At 29.6% G+C, this 15,660-nt stretch carries 15 protein-coding genes and 1 pseudogene; 4 read left to right on the top strand and 12 right to left on the bottom strand.

Annotated features, from left to right (window positions below; all coding sequences use genetic code 11):
- Nucleotides 1–81 precede the first annotated feature (81 nt).
- Both dtd and C4N20_RS10490 read left to right on the top strand, forming a co-directional pair.
- Entirely contained in the window at nucleotides 82–540 is a 459-nt protein-coding gene (dtd, locus tag C4N20_RS10495; protein ID WP_005976101.1) for a D-aminoacyl-tRNA deacylase, read from the top strand.
- 190 nt (nucleotides 541–730) lie between these two features.
- Complete coding sequence (locus tag C4N20_RS10490) at nucleotides 731–1,363, top strand: hypothetical protein (protein WP_005976099.1); 633 nt, start codon at nucleotides 731–733, stop codon at nucleotides 1,361–1,363.
- A 44-nt stretch (nucleotides 1,364–1,407) separates the two neighbouring features.
- On the opposite strand, the gene C4N20_RS10485 is transcribed toward C4N20_RS10490, so the two are convergent.
- Nucleotides 1,408–2,268: a GNAT family N-acetyltransferase gene (locus tag C4N20_RS10485; protein WP_005976098.1), complete on the bottom strand. Its 861-nt coding sequence runs from the start codon at nucleotides 2,266–2,268 to the stop codon at nucleotides 1,408–1,410.
- Between the two features lie 175 nt (nucleotides 2,269–2,443).
- Between C4N20_RS10485 and glyA the strand changes: the two genes are divergently transcribed.
- Nucleotides 2,444–3,694 (top strand): serine hydroxymethyltransferase, encoded by a 1,251-nt coding sequence (glyA, locus tag C4N20_RS10480; RefSeq protein ID WP_005976096.1) that lies wholly within the window; start codon nucleotides 2,444–2,446, stop codon nucleotides 3,692–3,694.
- Between the two features lie 39 nt (nucleotides 3,695–3,733).
- Here the strand turns inward: glyA and C4N20_RS10475 are convergent.
- Nucleotides 3,734–4,269 (bottom strand): annotated as a pseudogene (locus C4N20_RS10475) (LysE family translocator).
- 118 nt (nucleotides 4,270–4,387) lie between these two features.
- On the bottom strand, nucleotides 4,388–5,329 hold the full coding sequence (locus C4N20_RS10470; protein ID WP_005976094.1) for a YheT family hydrolase: 942 nt from the start codon (nucleotides 5,327–5,329) through the stop codon (nucleotides 4,388–4,390).
- Nucleotides 5,330–5,713: 384 nt separating this feature from the next.
- On the opposite strand from C4N20_RS10470, the gene C4N20_RS10465 reads away from it, so the two are divergent.
- Entirely contained in the window at nucleotides 5,714–6,259 is a 546-nt protein-coding gene (locus C4N20_RS10465; RefSeq protein ID WP_005976092.1) for a hypothetical protein, read from the top strand.
- A 63-nt stretch (nucleotides 6,260–6,322) separates the two neighbouring features.
- Here C4N20_RS10465 and C4N20_RS10460 read toward each other — a convergent pair whose 3' ends face one another.
- The 9 genes from C4N20_RS10460 to C4N20_RS10420 form a co-directional block, all read right to left on the bottom strand.
- Nucleotides 6,323–7,546, bottom strand: a complete 1,224-nt coding sequence (locus C4N20_RS10460) for an ABC transporter permease (RefSeq protein WP_005976090.1) — start codon at nucleotides 7,544–7,546, stop codon at nucleotides 6,323–6,325.
- Entirely contained in the window at nucleotides 7,543–8,175 is a 633-nt protein-coding gene (locus C4N20_RS10455; RefSeq protein ID WP_172453947.1) for an ABC transporter ATP-binding protein, read from the bottom strand. Before C4N20_RS10455 ends, C4N20_RS10460 begins: the two co-directional genes overlap by 4 nt.
- A gap of 41 nt (nucleotides 8,176–8,216) precedes the next feature.
- A complete protein-coding gene (locus C4N20_RS10450) occupies nucleotides 8,217–9,326 on the bottom strand; it encodes an efflux RND transporter periplasmic adaptor subunit (RefSeq protein WP_005976086.1) in 1,110 nt (369 codons plus the stop codon).
- On the bottom strand, nucleotides 9,326–10,573 hold the full coding sequence (locus tag C4N20_RS10445; protein ID WP_005976084.1) for a TolC family protein: 1,248 nt from the start codon (nucleotides 10,571–10,573) through the stop codon (nucleotides 9,326–9,328). The genes C4N20_RS10450 and C4N20_RS10445 overlap by 1 nt, the downstream gene beginning before the upstream one ends.
- Nucleotides 10,574–10,768: 195 nt before the next feature.
- On the bottom strand, nucleotides 10,769–11,632 hold the full coding sequence (locus C4N20_RS10440; RefSeq protein ID WP_005976082.1) for a DMT family transporter: 864 nt from the start codon (nucleotides 11,630–11,632) through the stop codon (nucleotides 10,769–10,771).
- A 170-nt stretch (nucleotides 11,633–11,802) separates the two neighbouring features.
- On the bottom strand, nucleotides 11,803–13,737 hold the full coding sequence (locus C4N20_RS10435; protein ID WP_005976079.1) for a [FeFe] hydrogenase, group A: 1,935 nt from the start codon (nucleotides 13,735–13,737) through the stop codon (nucleotides 11,803–11,805).
- Nucleotides 13,738–14,027: 290 nt separating this feature from the next.
- The gene (locus C4N20_RS10430; protein ID WP_005976077.1) at nucleotides 14,028–14,225 is read right to left on the bottom strand and encodes a hypothetical protein; all 198 of its coding nucleotides are present in this window, start codon (nucleotides 14,223–14,225) and stop codon (nucleotides 14,028–14,030) included.
- Between the two features lie 48 nt (nucleotides 14,226–14,273).
- On the bottom strand, nucleotides 14,274–14,750 hold the full coding sequence (locus C4N20_RS10425; protein ID WP_005976076.1) for a YehS family protein: 477 nt from the start codon (nucleotides 14,748–14,750) through the stop codon (nucleotides 14,274–14,276).
- Nucleotides 14,751–14,932: 182 nt separating this feature from the next.
- Complete coding sequence (locus C4N20_RS10420; RefSeq protein WP_005976075.1) at nucleotides 14,933–15,445, bottom strand: hypothetical protein; 513 nt, start codon at nucleotides 15,443–15,445, stop codon at nucleotides 14,933–14,935.
- Between the last annotated feature and the right edge of the window lie 215 nt (nucleotides 15,446–15,660).

The following is a 15,660-nucleotide window of genomic DNA, read 5'->3' as shown; positions in this document are numbered from 1 at the left end:
ATCTATCATTTTTTACTTCTTGCAAAAGTCAGAAATTTATAATAGAATTAACTAGAATATAAATTATTTAGAGGTGAAGATATGAGAGCAGTTATTCAAAGAGTAAAACATTCAAGCGTCACTGTAGATGGAAAAGTTTTGGGAGAGATAGGAAACGGTCTTCTGGTACTTCTTGGAGTGACACATACAGATACAGAAAAAGAAGTGAACTGGATGGCTTCTAAAGTAAAAGATCTTAGAATATTTGAAGATGCAGAGGGAAAAATGAATTTAGGACTGGAAGATATCAAGGGAGAACTTTTAGTTATATCACAATTTACTCTTTATGGCAACTGCATCAAAGGACGTCGTCCGGGGTTTACAGATGCTGCCAGACCAGATCTTGCAGAGCCGTTATATGAAAAATTCTTAGAAAAATGCAGAAGTTTTGGAATAAAAACTGAATGTGGAGAATTCGGTGCTGATATGAAAGTTGAACTTCTTAATGACGGACCAGTAACAATGATAATTGATACAAAGGATATTGCAAATTTAAAATAGTAAAAATTCTTACTGTTGATTTAATAGCTGTTGAATGGTATTATATATTTAAAAGATATCATTCAGCAGTTATTTTTTTATGCTCTGAAAGATATTTTTTGTTTTTTAATTATATGTTTAATATTAAAAACTTAAAGTTATGAGATATTCAAATACCTCAAAAGCAAAAAGAAGTATAGGGGGTGTTATTATGCTTTATAATTCAGCAATTAAAAATCTTGATTTATTTAAAATCAAAGATGATACAACAGATAAAATATTTCTGGGATGTGATCAGGAATGGTTTTTAACTGAAAGACAACGTCGTTCAGGATGTGGTCCTACCACTGCGGCTATGCTTACCCATTACTACAGATATATCAAAGAAAGTCCTGAAAAAGTTCCTTGTACAAAAAGTTCTATGCTGGCATTGATGGAAGAATTATGGGAATATGTTACACCAGGAGACAGAGGAATTCCAACAACTGAAATATTTTGCGAGAAATTTAAACCATATTTAAAAGAAAGAGATATGCTGGTTAAACTTCATATACTTGATGTTCCTGAACCAAATGAAGATAAACCTTCTTTTGAAAATCTTTTATCATTTCTTTTGGAATCTCTTTCAAAGAACAGACCAGTTGCATTTTTAAATCTATGCAGTGGAGAAGAGGTAACTCTTGACAGATGGCATTGGGTTATTCTTGCTTCAATTGAATATGATAAAGAAAATAAAATTTTACAGGGAGTCATATATGATGAGAGTATTGAAAAAAAAGTAGATCTCGCTCTATGGCTTAAATCTACTACCCTTGGTGGTGGATTTGTATATATGGATTACTAACTGTAACTATAAAAGAGATTGACTCATAATCAATCTCTTTTTATTTAAATATAGTATTCATAATAATCTGCTTGAAATTCTATTTTAAAACCTAATTTTTTATATAAATTATATGCTGGCATATTATCTGAATCTACATCAAGAATAGCCTTTTCTCCTTTTTCAAAAGCCTTTTCCAAAGCAAAATTTAAAAATTCTTCTCCATAACCTTTTCTTTTAAAGCAATCTCTTATTCCCAATCCATATAGAAAGACTCCATCATCAGTATAATTCATATTAAAAATGCCTATCTTCTCCTTAGCAAGATATCCTATATATGCTTCTCTATCAGGTGAATTTATTGCATTTTCTACAAAATTATCACTTGTCCCTTCAGCCATTTTAAATATTTCTTCTGTCATTTGAGAATAGATTTTTTTATTATCTTCAGAAATTATTTCAAATTCCAAGCCGCTTTTATTCTTTTTCTTTTGAAATTTTTCCTTTGAATAACTCAATGTATATTCCGATCTTATCAATTCTGTCTTGCCAATTTTTTTTAGAACTTCTTTAGAAGTATCGCTTTTAGGTTCTGCTACGAATAATACTTTAGGTACACCATTTTCTTTTAAAACCTCTCCAGCTTCCTTAAAAAGTTTTTTAAAATTATTCTGCCTTCTATAATCTGGATGTGTAAAAGCTGAAATCTCTCCCTCTTCTCTTGTTGGAAGAAAAATAGTTAAAAAAGCAACCAGTTTTTCTTTTTCATATCCAAGAAAAAAACAAGGGATATTCTTATCAAAGTTTATTTCATTAGATAGAAAAACTTCTGCTTTAAGATTTTCAAAATCATTACAAATTTTTTGGAGATTATTGATGTTATTTTTTTGTTCTTCTGTAAGAATGTAAGTTTTTTCTATTTTCAAATTATTCTCCTTTTTAATATAGTTCTTATATATTCTAAATCATTATATTACATTTGTTTCAGATATCATAGCTTATTATAAAATTTAAATAAATTTTCTATTTTAATTTTGATAAAAATTTATTTTTATGCTATATTATAATAATAATTTATTTTTAATTGAGGAGGGGAAACCAATGAAAAATTTAGAAAAACTTTTTATTGATGACAAAGAGATCTATGATGCTATAGAAGCCGAGAAAAAAAGACAAAATGAAGGAATAGAACTTATCGCTTCGGAAAACTTTGTATCAGAATCGATATTAGAAGCAGCTGGAAGCGTAATGACTAATAAATATGCGGAAGGTTACCCTGACAAAAGATACTATGGTGGATGCGAATGCGTAGACATAGCTGAAAAATTAGCAATTGAAAGAGCAAAAAAACTTTTTGATGTAAAATTTGTTAATGTACAGCCTCATTCTGGATCGCAAGCTAACATGGGAGTATATAAAGCTCTTTTAAATATAGGTGATACTATTTTAGGAATGAAATTGGATCATGGTGGGCATCTGACTCATGGAAAAAATGTAAATTTCTCTGGAAAAGATTATAACGTTTATTCTTACAGTGTAAGAATGGATGATGAACATATAGATTATGAAGAAGTAGAAAGACTGGCAATGGAAGTTAAACCTAAGCTTATAGTCGCTGGTGCAAGTGCATATTCTAGAACAATAGATTTCAAAAAATTTAGAGAGATAGCTGATAAAGCTGGTGCTATGCTCATGGTAGACATGGCTCATATAGCTGGACTGGTTGCTGCTGGAGAACATCCAAGCCCTGTTCCATATGCTCATGTAGTTACTACTACCACTCACAAAACTCTAAGAGGTCCTCGTGGTGGAGTAATAATGACTAATGATGAAGAGATAGCTAAAAAAATAGATAAAGCTATTTTCCCTGGAATACAAGGTGGTCCTTTAATGCATATAATTGCTGCAAAAGCTGTTGCATTTAAGCAGGCTCTTGAACCTGAATTTAAAGAATATCAAAAACAGGTTGTAAAAAACGCAAAGGTACTGGCTGAAGTTTTAGGAGCTGGAGGACTGAGAGTTGTCAGTGGTGGAACTGATAATCATATGGTGCTTATAGATGTAAAAGCAAATAAAAATCTTACTGGAGCTCAAGTAGAAAAAGCTCTTGGCAAAGCTGGAATTACAGTTAATAAAAATGGAATTCCTTACGATACTGAAAAACCTATGGTTACAAGTGGAATCAGAATAGGATCTCCTGCTATGACTACTAGAGGTATGAAAGAAGATGAAATGAAGCAGATTGCTGATTTTATTCTTAGAGTGGTAGATAATATCGATAATGATGAAAAATTAGCTGAAATTAAAGAAGAAGTTAAAAATCTTTGCTTAAAATTTCCATTATATGACTAATATAAAAGGTGGCTTTCATTGCCACCTTTTTTTATACTCTTAACTTTTCAATTTAGCTCTTAGCAAACTTAAACCTAAGAAAATATATATACATCCAGATATTTTAGTCATCATTTTAGAAGCCCCCGGCTTTTTAGCTATCACTCCTGCTGCTGAAGAAGCAAACAAAGCAAGAACTATTCCATATAAACTGCTTGTGATAAAAAAGCTCAGTCCCAGCAGAAGAAATGGAATTACTCCATAATTATTATTTACATCTATAAATTGAGGTAAAAAAGCAAGAAAAAATAGAGCTACCTTAGGATTTAAAACATTTGTTATAACCCCTTGAAAATAGACCTCTTTAAGCTTTTCCTTTTCCTCTTTTTCATCATTCATAAATAAAGTTTTTTTATCTAAGATAGTTTTAATTCCCATATATACAAGGTATGCTGCCCCCATATACTTTACAATATTAAATGTGCTGATTTGGCAAGTATAATAGATAGTCCAAAAGCTGCTAATACAGTGTGTACAAGCACTCCTGTAGAGATTCCCAAGACTGATACCACTCCAGTCTTTTTGTCTTTAGACATAGATTTTCCTAAAATATACATAGTATCTGATCCTGGTGTAATATGCAGTATCAAACAAGATGTAAAAAACATTGTATAATTTACTATTCCAAACATTTTCTTTCCCCCTGAATATATTTTAATTTTTTTCTTCTGTATTTTTTACAAATTCAAATAATTTTTCCTCCAGCCAGTAAGTTTTTGAACATAATCTGGCAAAGCCTACATGCCCTCCATACTTAGGAGTTTCCAATTCTATATAGTCATTTTCTGCTGCTTCTTTAAAAGGATAACATTTCTTAGACATTATAGGGTCATCTAAAGGCATTAATATAAAAGTTTTTTTTCTTATATTCGGTATAAAATTTATACTGCTTGTTTTTTCATAATAATCTATCGCATCTAAATAACCATTTAAAGGAGCTGTAAATAAGTTATCAAAATCTTCAATATCCTCTACTCTTGACATTAAATTCATATTTATTTTAGTTGGATATAAAAGAGCTTTTTGAGCTGCCTTTTCTTTTAATTTATTAACAAAGTATTTTCTATAAATTACATTCCCCGGTTTTCTAAATGCTACTGAATTAGAAACAAGATCACAAGGAGGACATACTGCCATTCCACATAAAAAATTATCTGGATATATCTTCCTTTCTCCCATATATTTTAACACAAGATTAGCCCCTAAACTAAAGCCAGCTATTACCAATTCCTTATATTCTTTTGTTTTTTCAAGTACAGTTTCTAAATCATAAGTTTGTCCCATATGATAAAAAGTAACTTTTTTATTTAATTCTCCACTGCATCCTCTGTAATTCATAGCAAGTACATCCCAGCCTCTTTCTGAAAAATATTTAGCTGTTCCTTGGATATATTTACTTCTGGAACTTCCTTCTAATCCATGGCACAACACTATTACTTTTGTATTGCCATTTTTTATCCAGTCAATATCCAAAAAATCTTCATCTGGTGTTAATATTCTTTCCCTTGTATAATTTACACTTATTCTTCTGAAAAGAGTTGGAAAACAAGTATTTATGTGGGCGTTTTTAAAAAGTAATGATGGTTTATATTCCAAGTTTTTCCCCCCTGTTCATATAAAAATCCCCCAAATTTTTATTAGGAATCTTTAATCAAATTATTTTTGATTTTTATTCTCCCCCGAAAATAAAATCCCTTCATTATATACCTTTTTTATACAATTTATTATAAGAATTTCCTTTTTTAGAATATTAAAATTTTATTAATTTAACTTATAATTTCTAATTTTCAAATAAAAAATTATTATATAATAATCCAAAATCTCTAAGAATTTTATAATACTTACATTCATAAGTCAATATTTTTTTATTTTCTTCAGAAAGTTTTTAATTAAATATTGACATTTTTTGAACTTCAAGGTATTGTAACTACATAGAAATATTTTTTTGTATTTTATGCCAATACCAAATGCGAGGATAATATGAGAAAAAGAAAATTATTTTTAATTCTTTTCCCACTTTTCTTAGGGATAGGAATTTATCTACTTTATAGAAGTAGAAATCTCTTTTACTTTAAATTGATACATTCTACTTTTTTAAGTAAGCCTGTTTTACATGTAAGAGATTTTGCAAAATTGTATAGAAAAATGTTTTCCACTTGGGTAGTTTACTCTCTTCCTGATGGATTATGGCTTTTTTCTTTTGGAGCAGCATTATTAGTTGATAGAATATTTTATTTCTATGATTTTGTTGTATTTACCAGTATCTATATAGGAATGATTGCCTTAGAATTTCTCCAGCTGTATTTTGGAGGACATGGAAGTGTAATTGGAACTTTTGATACTATGGATATATTCTTTTTTACACTTGGATATCTTTCTATTGTATTAATCTCCAAATATTATCACAAAAAAAATCCTCCTGATAAATCTATGTTCACAATTGAAAATAAGAAAAAAGAAGTTCTTTATAATACAAGAACTATAATAATATTTACTATTTTGGGTATCTTACCAAGTCTGCTTTAAAATTAAAAATAGGTTGAACGAAAAGTTTTGAAATTTACTTTAACTTTTTGCTCAACCTTTTCTTTATTCACTTCTCAAAGCATCCACTGGATTAAGCTGTGCAGCTTTTTTAGCAGGGGTTACTCCAAATATTATTCCTATTCCTGTTGAAACTATTAAAGAAGACACAATTGAAGCAGTAGAGAATATTGGTGGTATTTTTACTGCAAAACCAATTCCCATTCCTAAAAGTACTCCAATAATAATTCCAAGTATCCCTCCCAAACCAGTTAAAATAATAGATTCCATCAAGAATTGTATCATTATATCTGCATTTGTTGCTCCTATTGCTTTTCTGATACCTATTTCCTTTGTTCTCTCTATTACACTTACCAGCATTATATTCATTACCCCAATCCCTCCTACAAAAAGAGATATTCCTGCAACAAAGGTAACAAATATATTTAAAGTAGATAATATATTGTCAAAAGAAGCTGCTGCATTAGATTCAGAATTTACCTCATACAACTCCTCTATACCTGTTATATCTGCCATAAGTTTTTTAGCTTCAGTCATACTTTCAGCTAATTTTTCTGGATCTTTTGATTCCACTATGAGAGAAGTATATCCCCCTGACTGCAAATCAAAAAGTTTATCATAAGTATTGAGAGGCATTCTTACAAATCTTGGTATTCTACGTCCTCCCATTATCTTTATCATTTGTTCAAGAGGATTCTTATATACTCCTACTATTTTATAAGCTATATCATTTCCTCTTCTCCCTTGCGAAAGCTCCACAGTTTGTCCAACTGCATTTTTTTCATTAGTAAAAAGAGCTCTGGCTGTAAGCTGATCTATTGTTATAACTTTCTCTCCACTTTCATATTCAAAAGGAAGTATATTTCTTCCATAGACAATATCAATTTTATCAATTTCCTCAAAATCCGGAGTAGTCACACTGAGAAACATCATTTCTTTTCTTTCTCCAATTTTTACTGCAAAGTTGCTGCTGATTTTAGGACTGACAGCTTTAAATTTCCCACTATCTTTTATTTTATCTATAATGCTGTCATCTAAAAGATACTTCCATCTAAATTCCTCATCCTGTTTATCTACAGATATTGAAAATTTCCCATAACCTCCCTCTTTAAGGTTACCTGTTATATTTTCCTGTCCACCTTTTCCTATTGCTGACATAGTTATAACAGAAGAAATTCCTATTATTATTCCCAACATAGTAAGAAAAGATCTCATTTTATTTCCTTTAAGACTTTGAATGGCACTCTTTAAACTTTCTATAAAATTCATTCTGGCTCACCATCTCTTATTATTCTTCCATCTTTAAATAAAAGAACTCTTTTCATATATTTTGCAACTTCTGGTTCATGAGTTACTACTATTATCGTTTTTCCCTGTTTATTAAAATCTGTAAATATCTCCATTATCTCTCTTTCAGATACACTGTCCAGATTTCCTGTAGGCTCATCTGCAAGTATTATAGCTGGATCATTTACCAATGCTCTTGCTATTGCCACTCTTTGTTTTTGCCCACCAGAAAGTTCATTGGGCTTGTGATGCATTCTGTCTTCCAGTCCCACTTTTTTCAGTACTTTCTTAGCCTTTTCCTCTCTCTCCTTTTTTCCTATCCCTGCATATATCAAAGGAAGTTCCACATTTTCAAGAGCAGTCAATTTTGAAAGAAGATTAAATGACTGAAATACAAATCCTATTTTTACATTTCTTATTTTACATAATTCTTCATCTTTGATTTTTGATACATCTATACCATCTAAAATATATGTTCCTTCTGAGTTTTTATCTAAACAGCCAAGTATGTTCATCATTGTAGATTTTCCACTTCCACTGCTTCCCATTATGGCTACAAATTCTCCCTCTTCTATGTGAAAGGACAGATCTTTTAATGCATGAAGTTTCATTTCACCATTGATATAGTATTTATTAAGATGATCTACTCTTATCACGCTTTTCCAGCTCCTTTTCTTTCAGAATTTTTAAACTGAAGAAATACTTTATTCCCCTCCTTTAAACTTTCATCAGGAGTTACTAATATATTTTCTCCAGCTTTCAAACCATTTTTTACAACTATGTCATCACCTTTAATATTTTCTACTTCTATTCCTCTTTTTGAAAGCACTCCATCATCAGAGCTTACAAATACAAAATATTTTCCGCTTTCTTCAAGTATCGCAGTCTTAGGTATAAGTATTCCACTGTCTCTCTGCTCCAGATATATTACTGCTGACACTTTAAATCCTGGTACTATATATGGTATAGCTTCATCAGGTTTTACTTCTACCTCCAAGACATTTTCTGATGTAGTTTCAGAAACTTTTGATATTCTTGATATTTTTGTTACTACCCCTAGATATGATTTTTTCTTTTCAAATACCTCAGGTTTTATCATTAATTTCTGTCCAAGCTCTATATCTTTTACATCATATTCAGGAACTTCCAAAACTATTTTGATATCTGACAAGTCAGCAATTTCCATAAGAGGAGAGTCTGTATCTACCAGATAGTTTTCCTGAGCAGTAAGAGATGTTATTGTTCCACTTACTGGACTTTCTATTCTTTCTGCTGTTTTCGATAAATCTTCCATATATTCTTCTATATTTATCTCTATTTTTCTTATTTCCTCATTTAACTCTTTTACAGCATTATCAGAACTTCCACCTATTTTATTCAGTTCTCTCTCTACTTTAATATCTCTTTTTAATTTAGCCAATGCCAGTCTTTCTCTTTCCAGCTTTCTCATTGTGTTATTTCTTTCAGTTTCATCAAAAGTCATTAAAATCTGACCTTTTTCTACATAGTCTCCCTCTTGGATAAATACTTCATCAACTTTTAGTTTTTTATCCACAAAGACTTTTTTAGTATCATTTGCTGCTACATTTCCATCTGCTTCTATGTAGCCTCTTCCTCCATTATCTTTAACTCTCAGAGCTGTATATGTTGATATATTTTTCTTAGTATCAATAGTTGTTCTGTATCTTATAAATTCTACTCCAGCTACTATTACTATTAAAATTATCAAAAGTATTATTTTTATATCAAGCTTTTTTTTCATCATTCACCTCTAACCATGATTTCATATATATATCCGTTCAAAGTATTTATAGCTTTCTCTTTTGCCACTTCATAATCCAGATAGTCATCAAAAGATTCCATTACATCTATATAGTTGACTTTCCCTAAATTATATTCAAGTTTTCTTATATTATACTTTGATAATTCCAGTTCAGCTTTATTCTTATTTACTTCATATTCTTTTAAATAACCATAGTAATTATTCATAGCCTTTAATTTTTCAGCTTCATTCTCATCTATTTTCTGTTTCAGCGTCACATCCTGCTCTAACAAACTATTTTTTTCCTCTTCTAAATCAATGTTAAAATCAAACAGTCTCTTAGAAAATTTTGCCACTACTCTATTTTCATCAAATTTTGTACTGTGCTCTACCCCTAATGATATTTCTGGCATTCTGTCATCATATTTTAAATATTTCAAGTTCTCACTTGTGAGATCTTTTTGATATTTTAGTTTATCTAAATCCTTTGCTCCATATTTTCTCAACAGCTCACTAATATTTTTTTCTACTGGAGCTATTTCTGCCAGAGCACTGTTTCTTATATCAAATTTATATTCATAGTAAAATCTCCCTTGAAGTTTTACCAGATTGTCCTCCAGATTTTTTATCTCTATCTCGAGATTTCTTATACTATATTGAAGGGTGTCTAGTTCTATTTTAGCTATTGCTCCAAGATTAAAAGATTTCTTCATATTCTCTTCCTCTTTTTTTAGAGTTGTTAATCCATTTTTCTTTATTTTCAATTCCAGCTCATTTATTTTATAATCTCTGTATAAATTAATAAGATCTATTTTCTGAGTTTCCATATTTTTTTCATGCGTCACTCTGTCTATCTCTCTACTTATCCCCAATTTATCTAATTCGCTGTCGCTTTTGGAAAAAATAAGGTCTTTCAAGCTTTTTTCTATACCAAAAACAGCATAGTCATCATCAGAACTATATGGCTTTGTTCCCTCTACATAGAAAGGACCGTAGCTCACTTTTCCAGTAGTTTGAAAACTGTCTTCTCGATTGCTGTATTCTGAACTCACTGAAGTTTCTACCCCATTAAAAGTATCTAGTTTATAATATTTTTCTTTGGCATCATTTGTATTCTGCTTTATCTCATAAATCTTATTTTGATAAGAAGTTCTTGATATCTCATTTAAAAGCATATCCAAATTTATTTCTTTCCCATAAGAAATAATGCCAAGAGAACAATATATCAATAAAAAAACTTTTTTCATCCCTTTCTCCTTCCGTATTTTAAGTTTTATATTTAAAGTATCTCACTTTTTTTTGTCCTGAATATGTCAAAACAAATCTTACCTATCTATTATATCAAATTTTTAAATTTTTTCACCCTTTTATTTTGCATTTCAAATTTTTTTTATATCTTTATATCAAAAAAAGATGACCTCTCAGTCATCTTTTTAAAATAATTAATTTTTATTTTTCAAATTTTTTATTGTAGAATAAAATACAGTTCCTAATATGAGCAGACCTCCTGCAATTTCTTTTACAGACGGGACTTCATTTAAAAGAAATATTGATAAAATTATTCCATATAAAGGTTCTAAGCTGGAAATTATTCCTGCTGTCTGGGTCTTTATATCCTTTAGGCTGTTTATAAAGAGTGTATGGGTTATCCCTGTAAATACAGTTCCCAAAAGTATCAACAAAAAAATATCTTTTCTGGTAAATACTGGCTCCATAATAAAGAAAAAAGGCAGAAGTACTATAAGAGATACCAGCTGTTCATAGAAAGCTATTACCACTCCCTTATATTCTTTTACATATTTTCTATTTAATATTGAAAGAACTGCATATGATAAACTGGATAAAATTCCATACATTGCTCCTACAGTCATTTCATTTCCCATGTGAAAATCAGGTATAACAAACATTACTCCAGCAAAGGTTATAAACGCCAGTATTATATCTTCTTTTTTTAATTTTTCCCCAAAGAAAAAAGGTTCCATAAATGTGACAAAAATTGGAAAAGTAGAAAAAGTTAATAATCCTATTGCTACTGTTGAGAGTTTTATTCCTTGAAAAAAACTGCTCCAATGTATAGCCAATACTATTCCCATAAAAGCTATAATCAACATATCTTTTCTGCTTTTCAATTTTAAATTTTCTTTAGTTATAGTCAGACCAACAAAAAGAAATATACTGGAAAAGAATACTCTTCCCAGCACAATTATTATTGACGGCTGTGTCAAAAATTTTCCGAATAGCCCTGATATTCCAAAAAGAAGCACTGCTATATGAAGTTGTATCAATGATGATTTCTTATTCTCCATTTTTCTCTCTCCATAGTTTTATATATATTTTACCATATAAATAAAAAAGAGGTTGATTAATAACTTGAAATAATATTTTAGAACTTTTCCAGTAAAAAGATTTACTATTAATTTCCAAACTTCTAAAATTTATCTTAGCTCTTTAGTCAACCTCTATATAAATTGTTTAACTATCTGTTTTTGATTTTTGGGAAATACTTAGTATGTAAAAGTTCATGTGCTTTATGACTTAATGGATAATCTAAATATTTGTCATATATTGCTTTAACATATGGATTTTCATGAGATCTTCTGATCTTCATTCCTCTGTCAATAGCGTTAAGTCCCTCTGCTCTTTTCTCAAGTGTTTCTTGTTTCTTAACAGCTTTTGGCTGTCCTCCACCACCAATACATCCACCTTTACATGCCATGATTTCAATAGCATGGAAAAATTCTTCTCCTGCTCTTATTTTATCAAGCATTTTTGCAGCTTCTTCCAGTCCATGAGCGATACCTATTCTAAGTTCTATATGTCCAATAGTAAGTTCAGCTGTTCTGAACCCTTCCCATCCTCTTAATTCTTTAAATTCTATCTCATCAAGATGAGTTCCAGTTATCATTTCAATAGTACTTCTTGTTGCTGCCTCGATAACTCCTCCAGTTCTTCCAAAGATGATACCTGCTCCAGAATATTCTCCTAATGGATTATCAAATTCTTTTTCTTCTATATCTTTAAGATTAATTCCAGATTCTTTAAATATTTTGATAAGCTCTCTTGTAGAAATAACATAATCTGTATCATAGTTATCTCCTCTTGAGAATTCTGGTCTTGATGCTTCATATTTTTTAGCAAGACATGGCATTATTCCTACTACTGATACTCTCTCTCTTACATATCCTTTTTCTTTAGCCCAGATATCTTTAGCTATTGTAGAGAATATCTGCATAGGAGATTTTACAGAAGATGGTACATCAAGCATATCAGGGTAATTTTGTTCAATGAATTTAACCCATGCTGGACAGCAAGAAGTCAGTATTGGAAGTCTTACTGTATCATCACCCTTATAGAATCTTTCAAGTCTCTCTTGAAATTCACTTGCTTCTTCCATTACAGTAATATCAGCAGCCCAAGTTGTATCAAATACATAGTTTACACCTAGTTTTTTCAGTGCTCCTACTAATTTCTTTTCAACATTTGTTCCAGCTTCAAATCCAAATGCTTCTCCAATAGCTACTCTTACTGCTGGAGCTACTTGTACTACAACGATTCTGTTTGGTGTTGCCAAATCTTTTAACAGTTTCATTGTGTGATCTCCTTCAAATATTGCTCCTACTGGACAGGCAGCAACACATTGACCACAGTGAGTACATCTGCTTGTATCTAAAATGTGTCTTTCTTTGATTTTTCCACTGATACATTTTACAGGACATACTCTGGCACAAGCTGTACATCCTATACATTTTTCAGTTATTCTGAATTTTAAAAGATGAATACATTGTCCCGCAGCACATTTATGCTCTTCTATATGCTCTTCTATCTCTTCATAAAATTCTTCTATACTTTCCAATACAAGATTATGTCTTTGATTTAATTCTGATTTAATAGTTTCAGACAGACATCTAAGAAGATAGATATCTCTCATATTTGCTTTTCCTTTAGAGATTCTGTCTAATATTCTCCATATTCTTTCTATTTCATTTTGCACTGATGTATATTGGATGTATTCGCTACGTTCTATTTTACTCATCAAAAATTCTACATAGAACTTAGCAAAAGAAACAATACAATCTTCTTCTGATAAAATAATGATATTTCTGTCTATTCCTTCTGGGAACAGAGAAAAATCAATAACTTTATCCAAACTTTTTTTAGTAAGAAATCCTCCAAATGGCAGTCCAAATTGAGCAGCTTTGAAGCTTTTCTTATTTTTAATTCCACCTGCCAACCCAATCACATCATTTAAAGTTGCATTTTCTGGTATTGCTATAACTCCTGGATTATTTACCCTTCCAGCAACTACTACCATCCTGCTTCCGCTCTCAATACCTTCTCTCTCCTCAATATCTTCAACTGTTGAAAATACTGATCCAAATGAACTTTGGAGAATAATACTTTTGCTTGTCATTTGACCTCCTGATATATTTAAAATTTAATTAGTTTTAAAAATTTATCTTATTGTTCTATTAAATAGAACTTTATTTTGTAAAATACAGCTTAACTTTTTTATGCTCATTAATATTCTATCAAAAAAAATATAAATTTCAAGTTATTTTTTAATTTTACAAAAATTCTTCATTTTAAAAAGATAATACAATATCATTGATTAAATAAAAAGCAAAAATTTGTTTATTTTTTATCCAAAACATAAAGAATTTATTTTATGAATAAAATCTATTAATTTTTATTAATTTCACTTTATAAAACAAAATTCAAAAGAGTTGTCAAAAAAACTACTATCATTATTTTTACCATTAATAGTTTTTGATATATAGGCATTTTTAATGTTTCTGCATAATGTTTTAAAGTGACATACCCTTTAAATTTCTTTTGATTGTTTAAAAATAAGAAAGCATCAAAAGTTATTACAAGTAAAATTACATAGACTGTATTCATAAAATCCTCCCTTTGAAAAAAGGCTGACTTATCCCGTCAGCCTTATAATTAACCTCTATAATAAATAGTCAGTCCTTTTAAAAAGTTTCTGATATATTTATCTCCACACTCTCTGTAATTCTTGTGATCTTCTTTTCTAAAAAGAGCACTTAACTCAGATGATGACAATTCTAATCCTGCTAGTTTAAAGATTTTTAACATATCATCACTTCTAAATGAAAGAGCTATTTTTAATTTTTTAAGGATGATGTTGTTTATATTATTTCTGTTTATTTTAACAGCTTGAACTTCCTCTCCAGGTTTTGGTTCCTGTTTACCTCTTTTTAAAATAATAAGTCCATCTAAGAATGCTTCAAGAACTTTATTATTACACTTTTCAAATCCTTCTTCATCTTCTTTTTTTAATAGATTCAATAATTCTTCATGAGTAATTATACAATCTGCTGATTTGAAAATTTCCAACATTACAGAATCTTTTAAATTCAATGCATATCTTACCCTTCTCAATATATCGTTATTTACCATTTTTCCTCCAAATATTTCTTTTATTCTATAAATCATATTTATACAAATTTATTTATTCCTAATAATTGTACTCTATTTACTTATATTTGTCAATTTAGAATGATGTTTTTGATATAAAAAGGCTGTAAATAATTCTATTATCTACAGCCTAGAAAAAATAAATATTTTTTTATAAATTCATTCTAAAAATTATATTTAAATGACATAGTTCCTCTGTTTTCTGTTTCATGTTTTGATGAATAAAGACTGTATCCTACTTCGAAAGTTTTGTTATCTTTTTTAAACTCTACTCCTAAACTTCCAGAGAATGCTGATATTTTGATTTCTCCATTTTTTATGTTAGCTTTAGTTCCATTAGATTTACTTCCACCTATTAAATATTGAACTGTCTCATCATTCATAGTTACACTTGTATTTCCTATACTATATAAATATACTTCTCCTTTATAATCAACTTTCTTTAGATGGTTTTCACCTATAAGTTCATCTATTGTTCCACTTTTTAAAGTAATACTTGTTTCATCAGTTGAATGATCTTCATTTTTAGTTAGATCTGTTATATAATTCCAACCACATATAATTTTAGGATTTCCACTGCCAACTTTAAGTGTTATATAAAATTTTATTTCTCCTTGTGCTACTATATCATATGCCCCATATCCTATAGCTCCTGTAATTAAAAATGATACTACCATTCACAATGTTATTGTTACTTTTCTTTTCAAAAATCTTTTCAATGATGATTCAATATTGCTTCTTTTCATACTATTTCCTCCAAGTTTAAAATAAGATATTCTTCTTATTTTTAAATTTTTATAAATATTTTGAAAAGTTCTTTGTAGTAGCTTTATATTCTATAGAATATAAAGTTCTCTTTTGTGTATAAAAGTGGACTTTTATTCTGCCATTT

It is taken from the genome of Fusobacterium ulcerans, assembly GCF_003019675.1.
GTDB lineage: Bacteria > Fusobacteriota > Fusobacteriia > Fusobacteriales > Fusobacteriaceae > Fusobacterium_A > Fusobacterium_A ulcerans.
The sequence above is the reverse complement of the archived record's forward strand: the minus strand, read 5'-3'. Positions and strand labels throughout refer to the sequence as shown.

Bases quoted from the DNA above. Each gene is read 5' to 3' on its own strand.
- dtd (WP_005976101.1), top strand. From the start codon at position 82: ATGAGAGCAGTTATTCAAAGAGTAAAACATTCAAGCGTCACTGTAGAT.
- C4N20_RS10460 (WP_005976090.1), bottom strand. From the start codon at position 7,546: ATGAATTTTATAGAAAGTTTAAAGAGTGCCATTCAAAGTCTTAAAGGA.
- C4N20_RS10465 (WP_005976092.1), top strand. From the start codon at position 5,714: ATGAGAAAAAGAAAATTATTTTTAATTCTTTTCCCACTTTTCTTAGGG.
- C4N20_RS10490 (WP_005976099.1), top strand. From the start codon at position 731: ATGCTTTATAATTCAGCAATTAAAAATCTTGATTTATTTAAAATCAAA.
- C4N20_RS10420 (WP_005976075.1), bottom strand. From the start codon at position 15,445: ATGGTAGTATCATTTTTAATTACAGGAGCTATAGGATATGGGGCATAT.
- C4N20_RS10435 (WP_005976079.1), bottom strand. From the start codon at position 13,737: ATGACAAGCAAAAGTATTATTCTCCAAAGTTCATTTGGATCAGTATTT.
- C4N20_RS10425 (WP_005976076.1), bottom strand. From the start codon at position 14,750: ATGGTAAATAACGATATATTGAGAAGGGTAAGATATGCATTGAATTTA.
- C4N20_RS10430 (WP_005976077.1), bottom strand. From the start codon at position 14,225: ATGAATACAGTCTATGTAATTTTACTTGTAATAACTTTTGATGCTTTC.
- C4N20_RS10455 (WP_172453947.1), bottom strand. From the start codon at position 8,175: ATGAAACTTCATGCATTAAAAGATCTGTCCTTTCACATAGAAGAGGGA.
- glyA (WP_005976096.1), top strand. From the start codon at position 2,444: ATGAAAAATTTAGAAAAACTTTTTATTGATGACAAAGAGATCTATGAT.
- C4N20_RS10450 (WP_005976086.1), bottom strand. From the start codon at position 9,326: ATGAAAAAAAAGCTTGATATAAAAATAATACTTTTGATAATTTTAATA.
- C4N20_RS10440 (WP_005976082.1), bottom strand. From the start codon at position 11,632: ATGGAGAATAAGAAATCATCATTGATACAACTTCATATAGCAGTGCTT.
- C4N20_RS10445 (WP_005976084.1), bottom strand. From the start codon at position 10,573: ATGAAAAAAGTTTTTTTATTGATATATTGTTCTCTTGGCATTATTTCT.